This is a genomic window from Phascolarctobacterium faecium (assembly GCF_003945365.1).
GTDB lineage: Bacteria > Bacillota > Negativicutes > Acidaminococcales > Acidaminococcaceae > Phascolarctobacterium > Phascolarctobacterium faecium.
Genome location: NZ_AP019004.1, coordinates 269,474 through 289,256 on the forward strand (window position 1 = coordinate 269,474; position 19,783 = coordinate 289,256).

Annotated in this window: 23 protein-coding genes; 12 read left to right on the forward strand and 11 right to left on the reverse strand. The window is 44.3% G+C overall.

Features of this window, described 5'->3' with window-relative positions; all coding sequences use genetic code 11:
• Window positions 1-429: 429 nt before the first annotated feature.
• From rsxC to PFJ30894_RS01280, 10 genes are all read left to right on the forward strand, one after another.
• Window positions 430-1,791 carry an electron transport complex subunit RsxC gene (gene rsxC, locus PFJ30894_RS01235; protein ID WP_021719107.1) on the forward strand — a complete coding sequence of 454 codons (1,362 nt, stop codon included), beginning with the start codon at window positions 430-432 and terminating at the stop codon, window positions 1,789-1,791.
• Window positions 1,792-1,824: 33 nt separating this feature from the next.
• A complete protein-coding gene (locus PFJ30894_RS01240) occupies window positions 1,825-2,859 on the forward strand; it encodes an RnfABCDGE type electron transport complex subunit D (protein WP_125668827.1) in 1,035 nt (344 codons plus the stop codon).
• Window positions 2,852-3,436, forward strand: a complete 585-nt coding sequence (locus PFJ30894_RS01245) for an RnfABCDGE type electron transport complex subunit G (protein WP_125668828.1) — start codon at window positions 2,852-2,854, stop codon at window positions 3,434-3,436. The genes PFJ30894_RS01240 and PFJ30894_RS01245 overlap by 8 nt, the downstream gene beginning before the upstream one ends.
• Before the next feature lie 2 nt (window positions 3,437-3,438).
• Window positions 3,439-4,041, forward strand: a complete 603-nt coding sequence (gene rsxE, locus PFJ30894_RS01250) for an electron transport complex subunit RsxE (protein WP_021719110.1) — start codon at window positions 3,439-3,441, stop codon at window positions 4,039-4,041.
• Window positions 4,031-4,606, forward strand: a complete 576-nt coding sequence (locus tag PFJ30894_RS01255; protein WP_021719111.1) for an electron transport complex protein RnfA — start codon at window positions 4,031-4,033, stop codon at window positions 4,604-4,606. The genes rsxE and PFJ30894_RS01255 overlap by 11 nt, the downstream gene beginning before the upstream one ends.
• Window positions 4,607-4,618: 12 nt before the next feature.
• Window positions 4,619-5,524, forward strand: a complete 906-nt coding sequence (locus tag PFJ30894_RS01260) for an RnfABCDGE type electron transport complex subunit B (protein ID WP_113077859.1) — start codon at window positions 4,619-4,621, stop codon at window positions 5,522-5,524.
• Complete coding sequence (locus tag PFJ30894_RS01265; RefSeq protein ID WP_113077860.1) at window positions 5,521-6,546, forward strand: FAD:protein FMN transferase; 1,026 nt, start codon at window positions 5,521-5,523, stop codon at window positions 6,544-6,546. The genes PFJ30894_RS01260 and PFJ30894_RS01265 overlap by 4 nt, the downstream gene beginning before the upstream one ends.
• 2 nt (window positions 6,547-6,548) lie before the next feature.
• Window positions 6,549-6,917: a NusG domain II-containing protein gene (locus PFJ30894_RS01270; protein WP_167456997.1), complete on the forward strand. Its 369-nt coding sequence runs from the start codon at window positions 6,549-6,551 to the stop codon at window positions 6,915-6,917.
• Complete coding sequence (locus PFJ30894_RS01275; protein WP_046431149.1) at window positions 6,901-7,419, forward strand: Gx transporter family protein; 519 nt, start codon at window positions 6,901-6,903, stop codon at window positions 7,417-7,419. Before PFJ30894_RS01270 ends, PFJ30894_RS01275 begins: the two co-directional genes overlap by 17 nt.
• 81 nt (window positions 7,420-7,500) lie before the next feature.
• On the forward strand, window positions 7,501-8,403 hold the full coding sequence (locus tag PFJ30894_RS01280; RefSeq protein ID WP_167456998.1) for an HlyD family secretion protein: 903 nt from the start codon (window positions 7,501-7,503) through the stop codon (window positions 8,401-8,403).
• 89 nt (window positions 8,404-8,492) lie between these two features.
• Here the strand turns inward: PFJ30894_RS01280 and PFJ30894_RS01285 are convergent, their stop codons facing one another.
• Window positions 8,493-9,026 (reverse strand): hypothetical protein, encoded by a 534-nt coding sequence (locus tag PFJ30894_RS01285; protein ID WP_021719117.1) that lies wholly within the window; start codon window positions 9,024-9,026, stop codon window positions 8,493-8,495.
• 28 nt (window positions 9,027-9,054) lie between these two features.
• Window positions 9,055-9,783 (reverse strand): potassium channel family protein, encoded by a 729-nt coding sequence (locus tag PFJ30894_RS01290; protein WP_021719118.1) that lies wholly within the window; start codon window positions 9,781-9,783, stop codon window positions 9,055-9,057.
• A gap of 188 nt (window positions 9,784-9,971) precedes the next feature.
• Here PFJ30894_RS01290 and PFJ30894_RS01295 point away from each other — a divergent pair, with 188 nt between their 5' ends.
• Complete coding sequence (locus PFJ30894_RS01295; protein WP_125668832.1) at window positions 9,972-10,517, forward strand: zinc ribbon domain-containing protein; 546 nt, start codon at window positions 9,972-9,974, stop codon at window positions 10,515-10,517.
• Window positions 10,518-10,555: 38 nt separating this feature from the next.
• On the opposite strand, the gene PFJ30894_RS01300 is transcribed toward PFJ30894_RS01295, so the two are convergent.
• A complete protein-coding gene (locus PFJ30894_RS01300; RefSeq protein WP_125668833.1) occupies window positions 10,556-11,557 on the reverse strand; it encodes a nucleoid-associated protein in 1,002 nt (333 codons plus the stop codon).
• Window positions 11,558-11,730: 173 nt separating this feature from the next.
• On the opposite strand from PFJ30894_RS01300, the gene PFJ30894_RS01305 reads away from it, so the two are divergent.
• Entirely contained in the window at window positions 11,731-12,876 is a 1,146-nt protein-coding gene (locus tag PFJ30894_RS01305) for an AI-2E family transporter (protein WP_167456999.1), read from the forward strand.
• 82 nt (window positions 12,877-12,958) lie between these two features.
• Here PFJ30894_RS01305 and PFJ30894_RS01310 read toward each other — a convergent pair whose 3' ends face one another.
• From PFJ30894_RS01310 to PFJ30894_RS01345, 8 genes are all read right to left on the reverse strand, one after another.
• On the reverse strand, window positions 12,959-14,209 hold the full coding sequence (locus PFJ30894_RS01310; protein ID WP_125668835.1) for an S-layer homology domain-containing protein: 1,251 nt from the start codon (window positions 14,207-14,209) through the stop codon (window positions 12,959-12,961).
• A gap of 12 nt (window positions 14,210-14,221) precedes the next feature.
• Window positions 14,222-14,590, reverse strand: coding sequence for a prenylated flavin chaperone LpdD (gene lpdD, locus PFJ30894_RS01315; protein WP_125668836.1), 369 nt, complete (start codon window positions 14,588-14,590; stop codon window positions 14,222-14,224).
• Window positions 14,583-15,146, reverse strand: coding sequence for a UbiX family flavin prenyltransferase (locus PFJ30894_RS01320; RefSeq protein WP_125668837.1), 564 nt, complete (start codon window positions 15,144-15,146; stop codon window positions 14,583-14,585). Before PFJ30894_RS01320 ends, lpdD begins: the two co-directional genes overlap by 8 nt.
• A gap of 13 nt (window positions 15,147-15,159) precedes the next feature.
• Window positions 15,160-15,480 (reverse strand): hypothetical protein, encoded by a 321-nt coding sequence (locus PFJ30894_RS01325; RefSeq protein WP_125668838.1) that lies wholly within the window; start codon window positions 15,478-15,480, stop codon window positions 15,160-15,162.
• Window positions 15,481-15,587: 107 nt separating this feature from the next.
• Window positions 15,588-16,541, reverse strand: coding sequence for an SLC13 family permease (locus PFJ30894_RS01330; protein ID WP_125668839.1), 954 nt, complete (start codon window positions 16,539-16,541; stop codon window positions 15,588-15,590).
• Between the two features lie 68 nt (window positions 16,542-16,609).
• Window positions 16,610-17,038, reverse strand: coding sequence for a UbiD family decarboxylase domain-containing protein (locus PFJ30894_RS12065; protein WP_125668840.1), 429 nt, complete (start codon window positions 17,036-17,038; stop codon window positions 16,610-16,612).
• A gap of 36 nt (window positions 17,039-17,074) precedes the next feature.
• Window positions 17,075-17,986, reverse strand: coding sequence for a UbiD family decarboxylase (locus tag PFJ30894_RS01340; RefSeq protein ID WP_125668841.1), 912 nt, complete (start codon window positions 17,984-17,986; stop codon window positions 17,075-17,077).
• A 24-nt stretch (window positions 17,987-18,010) separates the two neighbouring features.
• Window positions 18,011-19,507: an L-lactate permease gene (locus tag PFJ30894_RS01345; RefSeq protein ID WP_125668842.1), complete on the reverse strand. Its 1,497-nt coding sequence runs from the start codon at window positions 19,505-19,507 to the stop codon at window positions 18,011-18,013.
• Between the last annotated feature and the right edge of the window lie 276 nt (window positions 19,508-19,783).

The window sequence follows — 19,783 nt, forward strand, 5'->3', positions numbered from 1 at the left end:
TGCCAGGATTACAGTAAAGCGATTTTAAGCTCGTAATAAGCAACTTATAATACACTTTACGATACCTATTATAACTTATTTTACAGTATTCCGCAGTAGTTTTTCGTGAATTTTTTGAGAAAATATGGCTAAAGTGTAAAATAAATCTGCTTTTTTTGTTAAATTTATAGCAAATATTCAGTGTCTTATCAGGAAAAATGCACTTTTTTCAGGTACTTCACATTTTTTGTAGACAATCGTTTTTCTCTGCATTGTATTTACAACAAATATAGTTGACTTGCATTTTATTACATTCTTTACTATTTTTCTGATACCTGGCAATATTACTTGAAAATGTTGCTGAAACAATTGCTATTTCTGCAGTTACGCCTTATAATATATGTTAAATCTTTATTAGTATACACTATTTGTTTTTAACGAGGTGACAACATGTTTTCCCGTCTACATACCTTTATAGGCGGCACTCATATCGATGCTGCTAAAAATTTAACTGCGGAACTGCCGATCGAGGCTATCCCCGCACCCGAGAAAGTCGTGCTGCCGCTCTCGATGCATATCGGAGCTCCTGCCAAACCATTGGTACAGCCTGGCGAAAAGGTATATCTTGGACAAAAGATCGCCGAAGCCCAGGGAGCAGTCAGCAGCAATATCCATGCCAGTGTCAGCGGCATGGTCGTTGGCAGCGAAAGACGCTTTCTTCCCAACGGCACCGTCGCGGCCTGTATGGTCATCAAAAATGACGGCCAGGACACGCTCGACCCCACGATCACACCGCGTGAAAGCGGCCTGGTACTTCCGCCTGATGAGATCAGACAGCTTCTGGCAGAAAAAGGGATCGTCGGTATGGGCGGCGCAACCTTCCCGACACATGTCAAATACGCGCCGCAGAGCAGCGGCCGCATCATTGACACAGTTATCCTAAACGGTATCGAATGTGAACCCTTTATTACCGCTGACTACCGTATTCTTATCGAACATGCCGATGAAGTAATTCGCGGCCTGAAATATTTCCTGAAAGCATCTTTAGCCAACAAAGGCATCATTGCCATCGAAGATAATAAACCACGGGCTATCGAGCTTTTTAATCAGCTTACTGCTGACGATCCTAATATCAGCGTCGTTGTCTGTCCCGAAAAATATCCTCAGGGCAGCGAACGCCATCTGATCTATGCCGTTACCGGCCGCGTTGTCCCTGAGAGAGCCCTTCCCTCGGCTGTTGGCGTAATCGTCGATAATGTAGCCACTGCAATGCAGGCGGCTCTGGCAGTTAAAGACGACCTGCCCTGTTATGAGCGTATCGTCACTGTCAGCGGCAACGCCGTTCACAAACCGGGTAATTATCGTGTCCGCATCGGGACACTTTACAGCCACCTTGTCGAGCAGGGTGCCCAGGGCCTGAAAAACGATCCGGCCCGCATCATTTCCGGCGGTCCGATGATGGGCTTTTCCCTGCATTCGCTTGATTTTCCTGTTCTCAAGGGCACTGGCGGGCTGCTGCTTTTTGATCACCAGTCTGAACTGGCCAAGCTGCCGCCTGAAAATCCCTGTGTTCGCTGCGGAAAATGTGTCGATACCTGTCCGATGTTTTTAGAACCGACCCAGCTTTTCAAAGCAGTCAAACGTCGTGATTGGCCGGCAGCTTTGGCCGGCCACGTTGGTACCTGTATCGAATGCGGCTCCTGCGCCTATAACTGCCCGGCCCATATCCCCCTTGTCCAGTATATCCGCATGGGCAAACAGTTTATCCTTACTGACGGCTTCGGCGGTCATAACCCTTACTATAAAAAATAAGTATCTTGTGCACGTATAGAAAGGAAGACTCTTATGGAACCGGTCAAAGCTCCTGCGCCTTTAGTCATTATATCGTCATCGCCATATATCCATTGCGGCAGTACTATCAGCGCCGCTATGCGCGATGTTTTACTATCACTTCTGCCAGCTCTGGCCGCCGCTGTTTACTTTTTCGGCTGGCCGGCGCTCAGCGTTATCCTTACCTGCTGCCTCTCGGCTGTCATCTGTGAAGCGTTATGTCAAAAGCTCATGCAGAGGCCGATTACCGTCGGTGACGGCAGTGCCCTTTTAACCGGCCTGCTGCTGGCATTTTGCCTGCCGCCCGAATTATCACTGGGTCTGGCTGCCTTCGGCAGCTTCTGTGCTGTCGTTATCGGTAAGCAGGTCTTTGGCGGCTTGGGCAGCAATATCTTTAACCCTGCCCACTTAGGCCGCGCCATCCTGCTCGCTTCCTTCCCGGCACAGATGACGACCTGGACCATGCCCTGGAACACTGCCGCCGCAGAAGCAGTTACTAAAGCCACACCTTATACCGACGCTGTCAGCAGCGCTACACCGCTGGCAGCTCTGCGCCTGGCCGAAAGCGCCTGGCATCGCGGGCTTAATGTCGACCTGCCCTCACTGAACGCACTGTTTTGGGGTAATGTCGGCGGTTCCTTAGGCGAAACATGTGTCCCGGCGCTGCTTTTAGGCGGAATTTATCTGCTCTGGCGAGGACACATCGACTGGCGTATCCCTGCTGGCTATATCGGCACGGTTGTCGTTATTACTGCTATTTACGGCTGGCTGCGCGAATATCCGGCCTGGTTTGCCATTTATCATCTGCTTTCCGGCGGGCTGATCATCGGCGCCTTTTTTATGGCTACTGACTGGGTCACCAGCCCGATCACCAAAAAAGGCCGGCTGATCTACGCACTCGGTCTTGGCATCCTTACAGCATTGATCCGCCTGCGCGGCGGTTATGTAGAAGGCGTCTGCTATTCGATCCTGATCATGAATATGGTCACTCCTTTGATTGACCGTTATGTAACTAACGTCCCCTTCGGAGGAGGTGCCCGCCATGAGTAAAGATATTCTGCGGCTGGCGGCTATCCTGCTCGTTATCTGCGGTATTGCCGCAGCCTGCGTCGGTACTGCCCACGACCAGACAGCACCTTTGATCGAAGCCCGCAAAGCAGACGCTGTCCGCGAAGGTTATAAGCAAGTACTGCCAGACGCCGGTCAGCTCACTGATGAACCGGCAGCAGGAAAGCATATCGTCGCTGTCAAACGTTCTGAAACAGACGGCCAGACCAACGGCTATATCTACACAGTCAATCCGGACGGATACAGCGGTAAAGTAGTTATCATGCTGGGTATCGAATATCCCAGCGCCCGTATCAGCGGTGTAAAAATCCTGCAGCAAAATGAAACTCCCGGTCTGGGAGCAAAATGTACAGAACCGGCTTTTATAGACCAATTTTTGGGTAAGGATCTCAGCCATGATCTGACTGTCAGCAAAAATGCTTCCCAACCGCAGGAGATCCAGGCTATTACTGCTTCAACCATCACCTCCAAAGCAGTTGTCAAAGGCATCAATTCTGCCCGCAGACATTATCAGGAACATTTCGGCGTGAGCAAAGCCGCCGCAGGGAAAGGAGTGTAACCATGCTGCCAGAATTTACAAAAGGTATTATCAGGGAAAATCCGCTTTTTGTTCAGCTTTTAGGCGTCTGCCCGGCCCTGGCGACCACTTCTTCTTTAACTAATGCTCTTGGCATGGGCGCGGCTTTTACTGCGGTTCTGATCGGTTCTAACCTGATTATTTCCGCACTGAAAAAATTTATCCCCGCCAACATCAGGATACCAGCCTATATCGTCGTCATCGCCTCCCTGGTTACCGTGACCGAAATGCTGATGAATGCTTATGTGCCGGCGATCTATGAATCTTTAGGTATTTTTATTCCGCTGATCGTCGTTAACTGTATCATTCTAGGACGGGCCGAAGCTTTCGCTTCTAAAAACGGCCTGTGGCTTTCCTTTCAGGACGCTGTCGGTATGGGTATCGGCTTTACGCTTGCTCTCAGCGCTATCGGCGCCTGCCGTGAATTTTTCGGAGCCGGTACCCTGCTCGGCCATGCCGTAGCACTGCCTGGAACGCAGCCCGTACTGCTGCTGATCCTGCCTGCCGGCGCCTTTCTGACCATGGGGCTGCTGTTTGGGGCACTCAACTATATCAAAGCCAGGCGGGAGGTAAACCATGGACAGTAATTTCGCCATTATCTTTTCTGCAGTTTTTATTTCCAATATCGTTTTATCACAATTCCTGGGCATCTGTTCCTTTCTGGGTGTTTCCAAAAGCCTGCGTAACGCGCTGGGGATGAGCGCTGCCGTTGCCTTCGTTATGGTACTGGCTTCACTGATCTCCTGGCTGGTTTATTATCTGTTCCTGGCTCCCTATGACCTGACCTATTTAAAGACCATCGTCTTTATTCTGGCGATCGCGTCTTTAGTGCAGCTGGTAGAAATGTTCATCAAGAAAATGCTGCCGGCACTGCATAAAAGCATGGGCGTATTTCTGCCGCTCATAACTACTAACTGTGCTATTTTAGGCGTTGCCCTTATCAATATCCAAAAAAACTATACACTCTGGCAAAGTCTGCTTAACGCTGTCAGCACCGCTGTAGGTTATACTCTGGCTTTGGTACTGTTTTCCTGCATCCGCGAACGGCTGGAAGACAGCGACGCTCCGGAATGTATGAAAAACCTGCCCCTTGCCCTGATCACGGCCAGCTGTATGTCGATCGCTATCATGGGCTTTGCCGGCATACACTAAAAGGAGAACACCATGTGGAAATCTGTTGCTTTAGTAGCAGGCCTGGGCGGCATGTTCGGCGCTATTCTCGCTGTGGCAGGCCGCAAGCTGGCCGTACATACCGATCCCCGTATCGAAGAGATCACCAATCTGCTGCCAGGCGCCAACTGCGGCTCCTGCGGTTATCCCGGCTGCGGCGGACTGGCTGAAGCCATCGTTGCCGGACGCGACGGTGTTTCACCCTGTTTGGCCTGCTCGCCTGATTCTAAAAAGAAAATAGCGCGCATCATGGGCTTTACCGGCGATATACCTTTATCGCCCGACCTGCGTAAGGTCGCCCGCGTCGCCTGCAACGGCTGCAAAGAAAATGCGCCCAAGCTGTACAATTATACCGGCATCAAAGACTGCCACCTGGTAGCCAAATACTACGGCGGACCGGGCAAGTGTAACTTTGGCTGTCTTGGTTTTGGTTCCTGCGTAAAAATGTGTCCCTTTCATGCCATTTCCATGAGCGAAAACGGTCTGCCTGTTATCGACTATGGTAAATGCAGCGGCTGCGGTATCTGCGCGCGGCAATGCCCGCAGATGGTATTGTATATTACCAGCGCCAGCACTAAGATCCATCTAAAATGCAATAACCGCGACAAAGGGAAAGCCGCTATGGTAGACTGCAGCGTTTCCTGCATCAGCTGCGGCATGTGCGCAAAAGTCTGCCCCGTGCAGGCCATTACCATGCGCGAAGATGCCAACGGCAGTCTGCCGGTTATCGACCACAGTAAATGTATAGAATGCGGCCTTTGTGTTCAGAAATGTCCGCGTCATTGCCTGCATAAATTAGATCCCATTACTACCGAACACGAGCACGGCACCGTTGCTACGAATAAAAAAAGCAACTGCACATCCTGCCCGCTCGGAGAAAGCTGCGGCCAGAAACAATGAAAAGTTACTGCAAAAAATATCTGCTCTTTCTGATACTGCTTTTAACATTCAGCATCAGCGGCTGCGGCGAAGAAGAACAGATCAAAGTCACCGACACCCGCTTTTCTATGGATACCTTCGTCAAAATAGACGCCTACAGCGATAAACCCGGAGAAGCCCGCTTGGCTATAGACGACGCGATGCAGACCTTCCAAAAAACAGCCCAGGTCACGGACCGTTTTAACGACGGCGGCCCCGGTTCCTTATACGAAGCCAACAGCAAAGCTGCAGCGGCCCCGGTTACGCTGGCTCCACAGCTTGCCGGACTGCTGAACTATCTGGACCATCAACCGGATGCGCAGCTCGATATTGCCATCGCTCCTGTCGTTGACCTCTGGCAGCTGGCCCGCAGCCAGAACAGACTGCCCGCTCCGGAAAAACTACAGGAATCCTTACGCCATACAGGTAAAGACAAATATCATTTTGACGCTGCCGCACAAACACTAAGCTACAATGATCCTGACGTCAAACTTGACCTGGGTTCTGTCGCTAAAGGTTATGCCGTTGACGCGGCGGCGGCAACGCTGAAAAAACATTCTGGTATTACCTGCGCCCTGATCAACGCCGGCGGTAATATTAAAGCAATTGGTAATAAACCCGGAAACATGCCCTGGCGCGTTGCCATCCAGCACCCCCGTGATCCTGAAGCCTTTTTAGGTACGGTGATGCTCCATGACGGCCAGTCCGCCGCAACTTCCGGAGATTATCAGCGGTACTACGAACTGAACGGCATTCGCTACCATCATATTTTAGATCCGCAAACAGGGCAGCCGTCCCGTCTGCATCAATCTGTAACAGTGATCGCGCCATCGGCGCTGGACGCTGATTATCATTCTACACTGTTCTTTTTACTGCCAACAACGGAAATCAAAAACAGGCTTACTGCTGCCAAAGATTTGGCCGTAGTCATTGTCGAAAATGACGGCAGTATTTTCGTCTCCGAAAATCTGCAGCAAACCTGGCAGCCTGCCAAAGGAATATGATTATGCGCCGTAATGATTATCTGCTTTGTTTAGTCATCATAACAGCAGCACTGTGCGGGTTCTGGTATTCAGGCAGCACTGCTGCGGACAGCAATGCCGTTGTACGCATCACCCGGCACCACGAGCTTATCCTGCAGCAAACACTGCGTGATTTTCCCGATCAGTATCTTTTGCCAACTGAACACGGCAGCCTGACGATCACCAAAGCAAACAGCAGCCTTCGCGTCAGCGAGGCCCCCTGCCCTGATAAGCTCTGCGAAAAGCAGGGCCCAATTACCGGCAGCGGTTCTATCGTCTGCATTCCCGAAGGCGTTATTATTGAAATAATAACTTCCAAAGAAGGAGACTCTCCTGATGCGCTCCTCCACTGATACGACAACTAAAACCATGCTTGTCCTGGCACTGCTGGCAGCGCTGGCAGTTTTGCTGCGTCTGGGAGAAAACCTGCTGCCCCTGCCTGTCCAATTGGGCGTAATTCGTCCGGGGCTGGCCAATACTATTACTATTTTATGTTTATATTTGTTCGGTCTGCGCCTGACCGGGCTTTTTTTAACTGTCCGCGTTCTTCTGGTCGGACTTTTGAGCACAGGCCTTTTTACACCTGGTTTTCTTATCGGCCTTGGAGGAACGCTTTTAAGCCTGCTGCTGATGGAAGCAGGACGGCGCAGTCAGCTTTTTTCACCCTATGGTATCGGCATCCTGGGGGCTGCCGCACATAATACAGGTCAGATCCTGACTGCTTCCCTGATAATGCAAAGTTTCTCTTTATTCTCCCTGCTGCCGTTACTGCTCCTTTTATCATTGCCTTTCGGATTACTGACCGGTGCTGTTGCCGCAAAAACATTACCGTTCCTGAAACAATATCTGCATTGAATTCACCGATCCTTCACTTTTACTAAGTTTCAGCTTATGATATAGTAAAAGATGATATCAGATAACGAAGGAAGTTTTTACATGAAAAAATTACTGCTTTTATTCTGCAGCCTGCTGCTTGTGGCCGGCTGCGGTAAATCGGCTGCTACCCTGCCCACTGTTATCGGCAGCGGCAATGTCGATATCCCAGCTTATAAAATAACAGCGCCTGCTGCCGGAAAAATCTTAGGACTGATCCTTGAATCTGGCGAACGTATCGGTAAAGGGCAACCTTTATTTGCAATTGAACAGCCGGAGCTTGACGCCGCTGTTGAAGACGCTGCTACCGAAGCGGCCCGCGCAGATGCTGAGCTTACTAACCTGGAAAGCGGAAGCGGTGAACAGGCCATAGCCGCTGCTGATTATTCACTGCAGAGTGCCGAGAGCTCTTATCAGGCGGCGGAGCAGAACTATCAAAAAATGGCCTCTCTTTACGCTCAAAACGCTATCGCCAGGATCAAAGTGGAACAGGCACAGGCAGCACTGGCGGCAGCAGAAGCCAACCTGGAAGCCGCCAAAGCGCATCAGACACGTTTGACAGCCAAAGCTTCACCCGAAGCTATCGAACAGCAAAAGCAAGCAGCACTCCAGGCACAACAGCATTATCAACAGCTGCTGCAAAAACAGCAGGCCAACGAAGCCCAGAGCCCCTGTACCGGCATAGTGACGGAAAAACTGCTAAGCAGCGGAGATACAGCTGCTCAGGGACAACATATCCTGACTATCCGCGCAACCGAACAATGCCAGGTAAATCTGAAAATGCAGCCGCAGCAGGCCGCAGCTTTAAAAACAGGTCAGGAAGTAATTGCCGAGGCCGCTGTACTCAAAAAAACTTTCCCCGGTACTATCACAGCCATTGATAACGGTACTGTCACCATCATGCTGGAAAACAAACTGGAAGAACTAAAGGCAGCAATGGAAGTCAGCATCAGCCTGAAAAAATAAAACTTCCAAATAAAACATAATAATAAAACCTTCAGCACAGAAACTTAACGCTCTGTACTGAAGGTTTTACTTTTTCATCGATTCTGATATCAATAACGCTCTACCGCCACATCATGCGCCAGTTTGTACTTAAACTGCATCCCCGGTTTACAGCTGACATTTTTGCCTTTAAAAGCCAGACCTGCAAAAGGAACAGCCACACCTGCCGCCAGCGAAGTATAATTCATATCTCCTGAAAATTTTATTTCCTCATTATTCAATCTGAGCAGATAACCATTGGGCAGATAATAATCTTTAAGCCGCATCCTGATCACGCCCTTTTGTGACAGCAGCTTGCCTTTCTGCACTTTTTTCAGGTACCCTTCCAAAACAGTTCCTTTAGGAATGATGACCTCATCAGCAACACTGACAGCTTCCAATAATTTTACAGAAACAGTATCGCCGACTTTATTTCTCTTACTTTCCAGAAAATTCATCAGCTCTAACTGCAGCACAGTATCCTCTGGAATAGTAATGCCGGTTCTCGATATCTGCTGCTCTGCGGCCACCGAACTTCCGATCGGCAGGCAGACCGCGGCAACAGCCAGCAACCCGGACAGTAAACAACACAAAAATTTATGCACTTTTTTTGCCTTCTTTCACCAGCTGTAATTATTGTTTTTTCAGATCGTCGCTGCCCTTAACGCCTGACAGCCACAAGCCAATCGCTACAACATTAATAAACTGCCCTAAAAAACCCTCCAGCAAAACCAGCATTTTTAAAAACCGCGACTCCGGCACAATATCACCGTAACCGATAGTCAAGATACTGACGCCGCTGAAATACAGGCAATCAAGATATCCATTCAGACGATTAACAGTACGCGGCAGCAATTGTTCGTTGCCGCCACTGTCCTTATGCGGCACCAACTCCCAAAAATGCGGAACATTACGCAAAACTGTACTTTCCTGCAGTTCAGTAACATGCATATCGCCGTCCCACTCCTTCACCAATCCTTCGACACTGGTCGTATTAGTAGCCACAAAATTTTCGGTGTCGCTGAAAAAATAATATAAATTGCCGAAGGCCAGCCAAATCATCAGATAGGCGCTGATAATAAGCATCATACGCCGCTGACCCGTAGTATTACTGTTGATTGCCGCCCAGATCGCAATACTGATAAAACTCAATAACAAGAACAGCAGCAGCAGAACGATGCCCAACAGCAGACCTGCCTTGAAGCGGCCATTGCCGTAAATAACTATATAATCAAATAATACACTGGCGATCACGGGCGCGCTGGCCAAAAGACCCAGTGAGATCAAAAATTTATAAAAATTTTCGTCAAGCAGCTGCTTGTACCATTTTTTCAAACCAAAAACATCGATTTTTATTTTCATTCTGCTCATCTCTTTTCTTGCTGACTCTCTTTGCATTGTATCACGATTACAGGTATTTAAGAAAGTATCCTAAGAATTTTTTTATTTAAAAACCGGGCTTCAATATTATCGTAAATATATTATCTGCACGCTTTCTATGCTATAATAAATATGAACAACAAAAATTTATGTATCAGGAGGCAAATATCATGGCACTTTTAAACAAACTTGGCGAAATAGTTAAATCCGCCGCTGAAAAAACTGAAGAACTCACTAAAACTCTTGGTGAGAAAGCAGAAGCTGCCCTCGAAATCCAGCGCCTGAACTCTCAAGTCAATAAAGAACGCAGTAAAATCAGCGATACCCACAAAAAAATCGGTGAGATCCTGTGGGCTAAATTTGAAGCAGGCGAAGAAATACCTGAAGAATTCAAGGAACACTGTACTGCTATCAGTGAAGCTTTGACCAAAATCGATGAACACAAAGTCGCTATTGCCAAAATCAAAGCAACTGCCTTTGACGGAGAAGAACCGAAAACATCCTGCCCATCCTGTGGCGCTCAGGTGACGCTCAACTCAAAATTCTGCGGCGAATGCGGCGGTAAAATGCCGGTCCATGAACCGGAACCCGTTGAAGAAGAAGCTGCGCCTCTGACAGAGACAGTCGACGAAACCAAAGCAGAAACTGCTGAAGTTGTGGATACTCCTGCCGAAGCAGAAGCTGCTGAAACTGAAAAAACAGAAACCAAAGCATAACTGTTATAAGAAAAACCAGTCCATATGGACTGGTTTTTTTATCTGTTCAAGATTTTACCTATATTTTTTATAGAAATAGAAATCTTTCCATCAGGGTTGCTGACAAATTCGATATAATCGTTATTTTCCAAGCATTCAGCCGGCACGATGATCTCGATCCCAGTATCGGTTTTGATCTTCATTGACTTACTCATGCGCAGAGCATAATTTTTATCAACCGGTACCTGCTCAGGAAGCTTCGCTTCTTCCAGGCCTTTTTGCAGCTCCTGCTGCAGAACCTCTGAATCAGAAAACACCTCTTTTACCAACGCTGCTGTTTCCAGTTTACTGTCAGTTTCAGCTGTTTCCGCCAGATAGCTTTTGACCTTAGCAACGGCTTCTGTGCTGCTGTACCCGTAGTTTTCAGCGATCTGTCCTGCCATTTCCGTTACCAGCTTCACTGTTTCCCTCGTTGAGGTGTTAGTGCTGCACTGCAAAATACGCTGCGGCAAAATATAGACATCTTCTCCGCCTATACTGCGTTTTTTATCAGCAAAACGCAGCTCGCCGCTGGCAACATTAACTAAAGCAAAGGTATTGACCTTCTGCACCGGATTAGGCAGGATTGCATAGTGGCGAATGATCTCATTGCGTACGGCAGTGCCATCGTTGACTACCTGATGGGTATACGCGGGCCGGCTGCCATAAAGCATCACTCCCAAATAACGCTCCGTTTCGATCGTAAAATCGCAAACTACTACATCGACTATATCTGTCTCACCAGCATCTGTAAGGCAGGTATCCAGATCCTTGCAGATGCCGGCGCTGAAATCAGAGAAAGTGATATGCTCATCCAAATAATTTGATGACGTTTGACTGAAAATGCTCTCAGGCAGGAACTGACCCGTTTTAGCCGACGCGTCCTTGAATAATTTATCGATATGCCCCGCCAGAAAATCATAAGTACCAGGCGCGCCCATATCCAGCTCTGCACCGGAATAGATGGTAGCCCCTGAATTAAAATCCATAATATGCAAAATCGCTTTGCTGATAACTATCATTTTTTCACCAACTTTTTTAAACTCGTAGTGCTATTATACCACAAGGGTATGTATTCTCACCAGGCTCGAAACTTTGCCAAATGTTCACAATACTAAGACAAATGCCCTTTATAGCCTGCCGGTTATGTGATAAAATAAAAGCAGTTTATAAATATTATACGGGAGCAAAAACAATGGAACGTCAACGATTCCTGCCGTTGCTGGCAGTCATTATCTTTATCTGGGTCCTCTGGCGTTATGAAGCGGCGCTGGCCCTGCTCGGCTTCTTCTGCAATTTAATCATGCCTTTTATCATCGGCGGCTGCCTGGCATTTATCGTCAATGTTCCTTTGGTGCATATCGAACGCCTCTGGCAAAAACTGTTTGCACGCTTTTCTTCAGACTGGCCCCCAAAAATCAAACGTCCGGTCTGTCTGATCTTCACCCTGACTCTTATTATTGGTATCGTTCTGATCGGCGGGCTCAAAATTGGCCCCGATCTGCACCAAAGCTTTAATATGATCGTAAAAACACTGCCTAAAGCATCTGCCGAACTGACCGTCTCCCTTAAAGAAAGATGGTCCGAACTTGCCCTTTCGCCTGACACACTGGATTACCTGCAATCGCAATGGTCAGAACTGCTGCGTGCTGTAGACAGCTACTGGGAAAATAATAAAACAACTTTATTCTATAATACATTAAATATCACGACATCCCTGATCTCACTGGTCAGCAATATTGTTATCGGCGTCGTTTTTGCGGTTTACTTGTTGCTGAATAAAGAAACAATCTCCCGGCAAACCCGTAATATGATTTTAGCATTCTGCAGCGGTAAACGCGCGGCTTACCTGCTTGATCTAGGCAGTGCCGCTCATACTATTTTCTCCGGTTACATCGGCGGTCAGCTGCTCGAAGCTTTCTGCCTGGGATTATTATGCCTCGCCGGGATGCTGCTTTTAGGGCTGCCCTATGCTCTGTCAATTTCGGTCATCGTTGGCTTTCTGGCTATTATCCCGATCATCGGCACTATCATCAGCGCCCTTTTAGGTCTTATTCTTATTGGGCTCGCCGCCCCCGGCAAAATCTGGCTGTTTATTCTTTTCTTCTTCGTACTGCAGCGTATCGAAGGCGATATCCTTTATCCTAAAATCGTCGGCAAATCTGTTGGTTTATCCGAGATCTGGGTTTTGGCAGCAATTACTGTCGGCGGCAGTCTTTACGGTGTTTTAGGCATCATCGTCAGCGTGCCTGTTGCTTCGGTTATAGCCTACATATTATCTGACAGTGTGAAAAAGCGTCTGCAGCAGAAAAACATTGACTTTGAACAGCAAAATCCATAAATATCCAAAAACTACTTTGTTGTTTTTATAAAAAAGGCTCTTCGCAATAATCGCGAAGAGCCTTTTCCTATCATACTTTAAATCAAAAAATATAATATAACTGTGTCCACATCATTCTATCCTTAATAATATTATTATCAGCACCCTGGTAGTCAAAATAGTTAAAAGCCGCCATAACATTACGAGCAACAGTATAATTGACCCCTATTTCATATCCCTTTATACCTGCATAACCAGTTACCAACTCCCTATTTGTTCTCGTATCATACATTTTATTAACATCCATCTCGCTTGTATGATCATAAATAGTAGCTGCCGGCTGATCATAATAAGCCACATAAGTTCCCCATGAGCCTGGATTATTATATTTTGCGCCTTTATAATCCAATCTTGCCGCCCAACCAGCTTTACTGTAACCCTGTTCAGGTAATACAGGTTTATCTGCTTTTAAATATTCCGCATACAAAATAGTACTCTTATCAAATTTATACCCTAACCCTACTGTATAAACATCATTTTTTTGGTAAGCAACTGTATTCCCGTCATAAATTGCTTCTGGGTGATAGTAAGCCGCCTGTGCAAATATTTTTTTATTTACAGGATAAGCTAAATGAAGGCCGTATAATTTCTCATTGCTTTCCTTAGTCGTAACCATATTGGCAAACTGGCCTACAAAAGCACTGGCTTTCAAAACGTTTCCGACATCTACTTTCAATGCTTTGATATTAGTAGCGACCGCATAGAAGCCATAACCAGACTTAAAAAACTGTCGGCCTGCTGTTATCTTTACGCCATTTAAGTTTCCCTGCACGTAAGCACGTTTAAATAAAGTATTTTCATCACCACTATCGTTCCTAAAATTCTGCGTGTTTTCCAACATTGCGCCATATTCCCACTGATCATTGATCTTTCCGTTTATGAATAATCGCGTCCGCAGTTCATCATGACTTCTACTTTTGCTATTTTTGAAAGCATAATCAGCAATCCTGATCTCACCTGTGATTTTTACATTATCAGACTGTTCCTCCAGATTACTCACACGAATGCCTAAATTATCAAGTTCTTCTGCAAATTCAGCAGCCAGTCGGTCTACATCTGCCCCTTTTGCCATCGCTTTAGCAACAATCTGTGCCATTTCATAGCGTGTAATCAGTCTATCACCGCCATAATGTCCATTATTATAACCTTCAATAATACCAGCATCAACAAGCTTATTAATGGAATTATAAGCCCAATGTCCTTCAGGAACATCCGTAAACGGATTATTCGCTGCTGCTAATCCAGTAATTCCCGTCAACAAGACTGCTAAAATACCTATTCTGATTTTTTTCATTTTTATCCCTCCCTAAATTATCTTTCTCAGCTTTTTTATAAGAATTTTTATGCATTGTTCAAAGTTTCTTACCAATAATTCAATTTCTTCCTTCTCTGCATTATCAATATGTATCCCAACACTTACTGTAGCAACACAAGAGAATAAAGAAGTCAATTTCTTAGCTGTATCCTCAGCTAACGCCCCTTCTTTATGCCTGTCTATGACGGTAAGGTTTGCTTCTATATTTTTTCCTAAAAGAAACGCTATTGCACATGCCCCTATATGACCTTTACTTCCACCAACTACAGAAACATTTAAATCCTCCCCACATAAAAAACAGTTACTGATAATTCTATATTTCCCGCTACCGTAGCCACATTTTATAACCACTTTATTCACACCCCTTCCAAGGAATGAATTTCTCATAGTTAAGTCCAAATTGCATTAAAATTTTACCTAATATGTGATTTATCTGCTGTTCAACAGTAATGTCTTGATTATAAAAGGTTAACAGCGGCGGTATAATAACACAATTAAGTTCTGCTGCCTTAACTAGATTTTGCAGATGAATCTTGCCCAGAGGCATTTCTCTTGGAACTAATACTACCTTACGATGTTCTTTTAAACACACATCCGCACTCCGCAGCAGCAAATTTTCAGCATAGCCATGGACGATACCGGCTAAAGTTTTCATGCTGCAAGGGACAATTACCATTCCATCTGTAGTAAATGATCCACTTGCAATAAGTGCTCCCAAGTTATTATTGGCATAAGAAAAATCCGCTAACTTTAAAACCTCAGCAATATCCAGCGTAGTTTCCAATGAAAAATTTTTTATAGCACCTTCTGTTATTACCAAATGCGTTTCTATATCAGTGTAACTTTTTAAAATTTGCAGCAGCTTATAACCAAGCCAAACACCGCTGGCACCCGAAATACCTATCACCAGCCTCATAATCTCACTCTCCTCATTTATCCAATAAACCTATGTACAGCCAGTAAGGATATGTAACAACTTTCATAAATATAATACCTGCTACAACTCTGAACACCATAACTTTGATTAGATGCGTAAGCTTCAGATAACCAAATCCATATACTAGCATTAACGGTGCTATCTCATAAGGAAACAATGCCTGGTTAAATCCCATGATCATAGAATATCCGCCTATAGTAGCGGAATATCCTAAATTACTGCATAAATTAGCTATAGGGATCATCAAAGTTGCAATTAATGCCAGTGGATTAAGTAAAAAATTAGCTAATATAGAAAAAATATAGATGCTCATTACCAGCTCGTAGCTGTTCATTTGTTCAAAATACGGTTGCACAAAATTTATTACACTTTCTGTAATGCCGATACTAGATGCAACAGCTCCAATAGTTACAGCTCCAGCTAAAAAAATACTACTTTAAATTGTATTTTGCTGAAGTCATCTGATTTGAGCAGCCCTATCCCAGGAAAAAAGCCCAAGCACCCTATTCCCAACATAAGTACTCCTTCAGGCAATTTATGCCACGAAGAAAAAATCAATAATATCAGTAATGCCGTGATCAATGTCACAGTCTTTTTTTCATCGATAGTTATCTTTCCCAATTTTCTATATTCAAGTTCTAAATATTCTTTATTTAAATTCAAATGCTGTGGTCTCAGAATATAAATTAAAGGTATTGATACCAGCATCCATAATATCCCCGGAATAAACATATCCTTAGCCCAAGCTAACCATGTTATTTTCACCCCCAGGTATTGCTCTAAAATCCCCGCCGTCAGTATACTGTCAGTAGATGCTGTCATAAACGCCATTTTAGGAGACCATAAAGCGAAAAACACTACCAGCATCAAAGCTGATGCTGTCGCACTTTTTGCCTTAACCTTCAGCACCTTGCAAATACCTATGACAACTGGTACCAATAAAGCAACCTTAGCCATAATAGAAGGTATTAATGGCGTAAAAATCGTGCATGTAAGTACTATCCCCCAAACAATCCCTTTTAAACTTCCTTTGGTCAAAAGCAGTGACTTATAAGCTATGCGTAATACCAAGCCAGATTTTACAATCATCCCACCTATCATCAAACCTCCCAAAGTTATCCAGGGAGTACTGGTTGTCCATGCAGAAAATGCAGTTGCATAATTTGTTATATCAAACAGTATATACAGGCCCGGGAGCATTATTGCAACAATTTCCTCTGGCAGCAATTCAAACATCCACATCATAATCGCCCATAAAGTCACGGCTAAATATTTCTGAAAAATATTGCTGATAGAGCAGAAAAATGGCAACAAAACAACGATAAATGAACATATCCATTTTATTTTGTGCAGAGATAAATTATTCCACTTCATACAGCACCTTCTTTCTAAACAGAACAGGTCAGCAGTAGAAATTGCTGCCGACCTGTTTTTAGCGTCAATTATCTTTCACTACTTATTTCAGGAAAAGAATAATCTTCCCATCCGGCAACTTCGGCAACAGTAGCATATAATTTACCAAAAGGCATTGTCGCATCTATACCAATGGTAGAGTTCGTTTTTTCCTGTAAACTATCGCCGTGTGAAGAAGGATCTAATGGTGCAGAAGGAACGTTATTTACCAAAATAACATCTCTTCCAGGGTCTACGCGAAATGACAAAGCCCATTCTACTTCAGCAGAATCATGAACATTAATGTCAGGATCAACAACCACAATCCATTTAGGTCTTACATTACTGGACATTGCTGATAAAATTACGTGCCGAGCCTCATTGGCATATCTTTGCTTCATTGCGATTACAGCATACAACTGAACTCCACCAGATGGAGTTACCGCCACATCAGTAATAGTAGGGAATTGTTTTTTCATCGCATTATAGAACGATGCTTCTAAAGGAATGTTTTTTTAAATATGGTTTTCCGTAACAGGCTTTCCTGTAAGAAGCACCTGAAAATAGGGATCTTTACGATGAGTTATAGCTTTTACCCTTGCGATAGGTCTTTCGCTGGCAGGCGTCATATATCCAGTATATTCACCCAAAGGACCCTCACTGACCTCAGTTTCAAAATCAATCTCCAATTCAAAAACAAATTCTGCTGTAGCAGGAACCTCAACGTCAATAGTCCTGCATTTTACCAGTTCTACCGGTTGTCCCCGGAGGGCCCCAGCTAAACTCCAATCATCCGTAGTATCAGGGACATTCTGGACCTGACAGGTATATGCAAGGACAGGATCAGTCCCAACAACCAATGCCATCTCAAATTTTTTCATACCTAAAGCTTTTGCTTTATTACAGTTTTTCCCAAGTCTGTGAAACGGCTGCGCCATAAAGCCAAAATAATCTTTACCTATAGCTTGAAACCTGTAATGTCCAAGATCAGCAATTCCAGTTTCAGGATCTTTGGAAATACTGATACCAGCAGTTAAATATGGCCCTCCATCCAACTCAGAAAATTTCGGAATAGGAAATTTTCCAAGATCAACATCTTCACCTTCAATAATAATCTCCTGACACGGAGCACTTTTTACCATAACAGGTGCTATTGGTCTGTCAATTGTTTCTGCAAACCAGGGAAGTACCGTATTATTTTGTGCATTCAAAGCTCTCAATGCTTTTTTTCTATTACCAAAAACTCCTCCTACTGCTGGATAATCAGTACCGTTATTCCTGAAAATAATTACCGGTCCATTATTTGCATAGCTTTTTTTCAAGGCCTTGCCCATTTCTAAATTAACGTCAACATACCGATCTACCTCAATCAAATCATTTTCCTTGCGGCAGCTCTCCAAAAAATCTCTTAAGTCATAAAATGCCATTATAAACTCAACTCCTTTCAATCATCAAATAATAAACAGGGACATTACACAAATAATAAACAACTGTATTAATTGCCATTTAAAAGCCAGATTAAACATATCGCTATCTCTATTGGTAATATTCGCTAAAGAAGACGTAAATTGCAGCAATGATGGCTTCAACGGATTTGCCGGCCCCATCGTAACCATCGCAGCCAGTCCGACTAAAACAGAAGCATTCACATGCAACATTTCAGAAGATGCCATCTGCATTTTCGAAAACATCGCACAAGCCGGTATGCCCTGTCCAAAAGCCATCCCTGCCAAAAAGCCCAATCCAGACAACAACAGACCATAAACCGAACTGCCCCATTGCGTCATATGGCGTGCAAGTAATGTAATCTGTCCTGTATCCAGCATAAGATTTACCATTGCCCCTCCTAAAAATAAGGTGATCAACGAGGGCAGTCCTCTTTTAGAAGCAATAATAAAATCTGCTGTAAAGGTACTGGTTTTCTTTATCGCAAAAAAATAACACAGTAAAGCCGTAATCAAAATATATGTACCAGGAGTATTGATCAAATTAATACTGACAGGTGCATATCCCCATAACGACAATTTAAATACAGTTTTAGCCATAATAGCTTTCAACGGATAAGAAAATATTATTACGATAATAGAACCAACGATCAATGGTAAGAAAGCTTTAAACGCTAACTTTTTAGAAATAATCTCCTTATCATTGGAAGTATTGCTGTAAGTCGCACCTTTTTTACTGTACAGCCATAAAAATAAAAAACTTAATGTTGCCGCAGCAATCAAAGTCAAAATATATAATCGAGGAAATATCTGAGTAAACAGAATAACAGCAGACATATTTGCTGCTATAGTTAAACAGGCTATATTGCGGTTATCACTGTTTTTTAAATCAAAATCAAGAATCTTAAAAAAACCTACTACAGAAACAATTATCATCGGCAGTGTCAATAAACCCATAGTCTGGACGATTCCTTCAATAGGTAATTTTGTAACGCTGCTGGCAATTGTAGCAGCAATAAACAAACTTACGAACGCTATACTCCAGGAAAAATAAACCAAATAGCCAACAGCCGCACGAAAACCGTCAATACCCTGTCTGACCAGTCCTGGTATCGTAACAGGGTAAGTGGCAAACCCATTGAAGGCTCCTAAATAACCTCCTACTACTGAACATAATGTCACAGCTTTTCCCGTTTTACTTGGCAAAACCTGATCTAAGGTATTCAACAGCATATTCAAAGCACCTGTACTTCTAAAACATTGTCCAAAAATCTGTCCCGTCCACAAAACAAGAAATCCATTCCAAATGGTTATATTCCCCCATACAGACGCGGTCAACGTTTTTTGTACTGGCATATGAAAAAATACAACAACTGCAAAGATTTCCAAAAGCCATACATAAAGGCTCAAACGTAAAGCATTCATCTTAAAAACTAAAAAGCCCAGCAGTAAAATAACAAATGGTAGTAATGCTACTATAGTTTGCAAAAACTCATTATCCATATAAAGAACCTCCTTCCATTTTGCTTATATTAACTGTCCTCCTTTCTGATTTCAGTATAATCAATTGTTTATAAAAATTCTGTCATTAACATTACATACTGTTTGTAGCCTATGCTACAAATTTATTATCTGCTCCAAAACATATAGAATTATATTTTTCTCAATGTTATAGTTAATATAAGGACAGAAAGGAGGCGATTCTTATGAAAAAATTCCAATCTACCTGTCAAAATTGTACCAATAAGTTTTGTACAAAGCTTTCTACCGAAGTCAGAG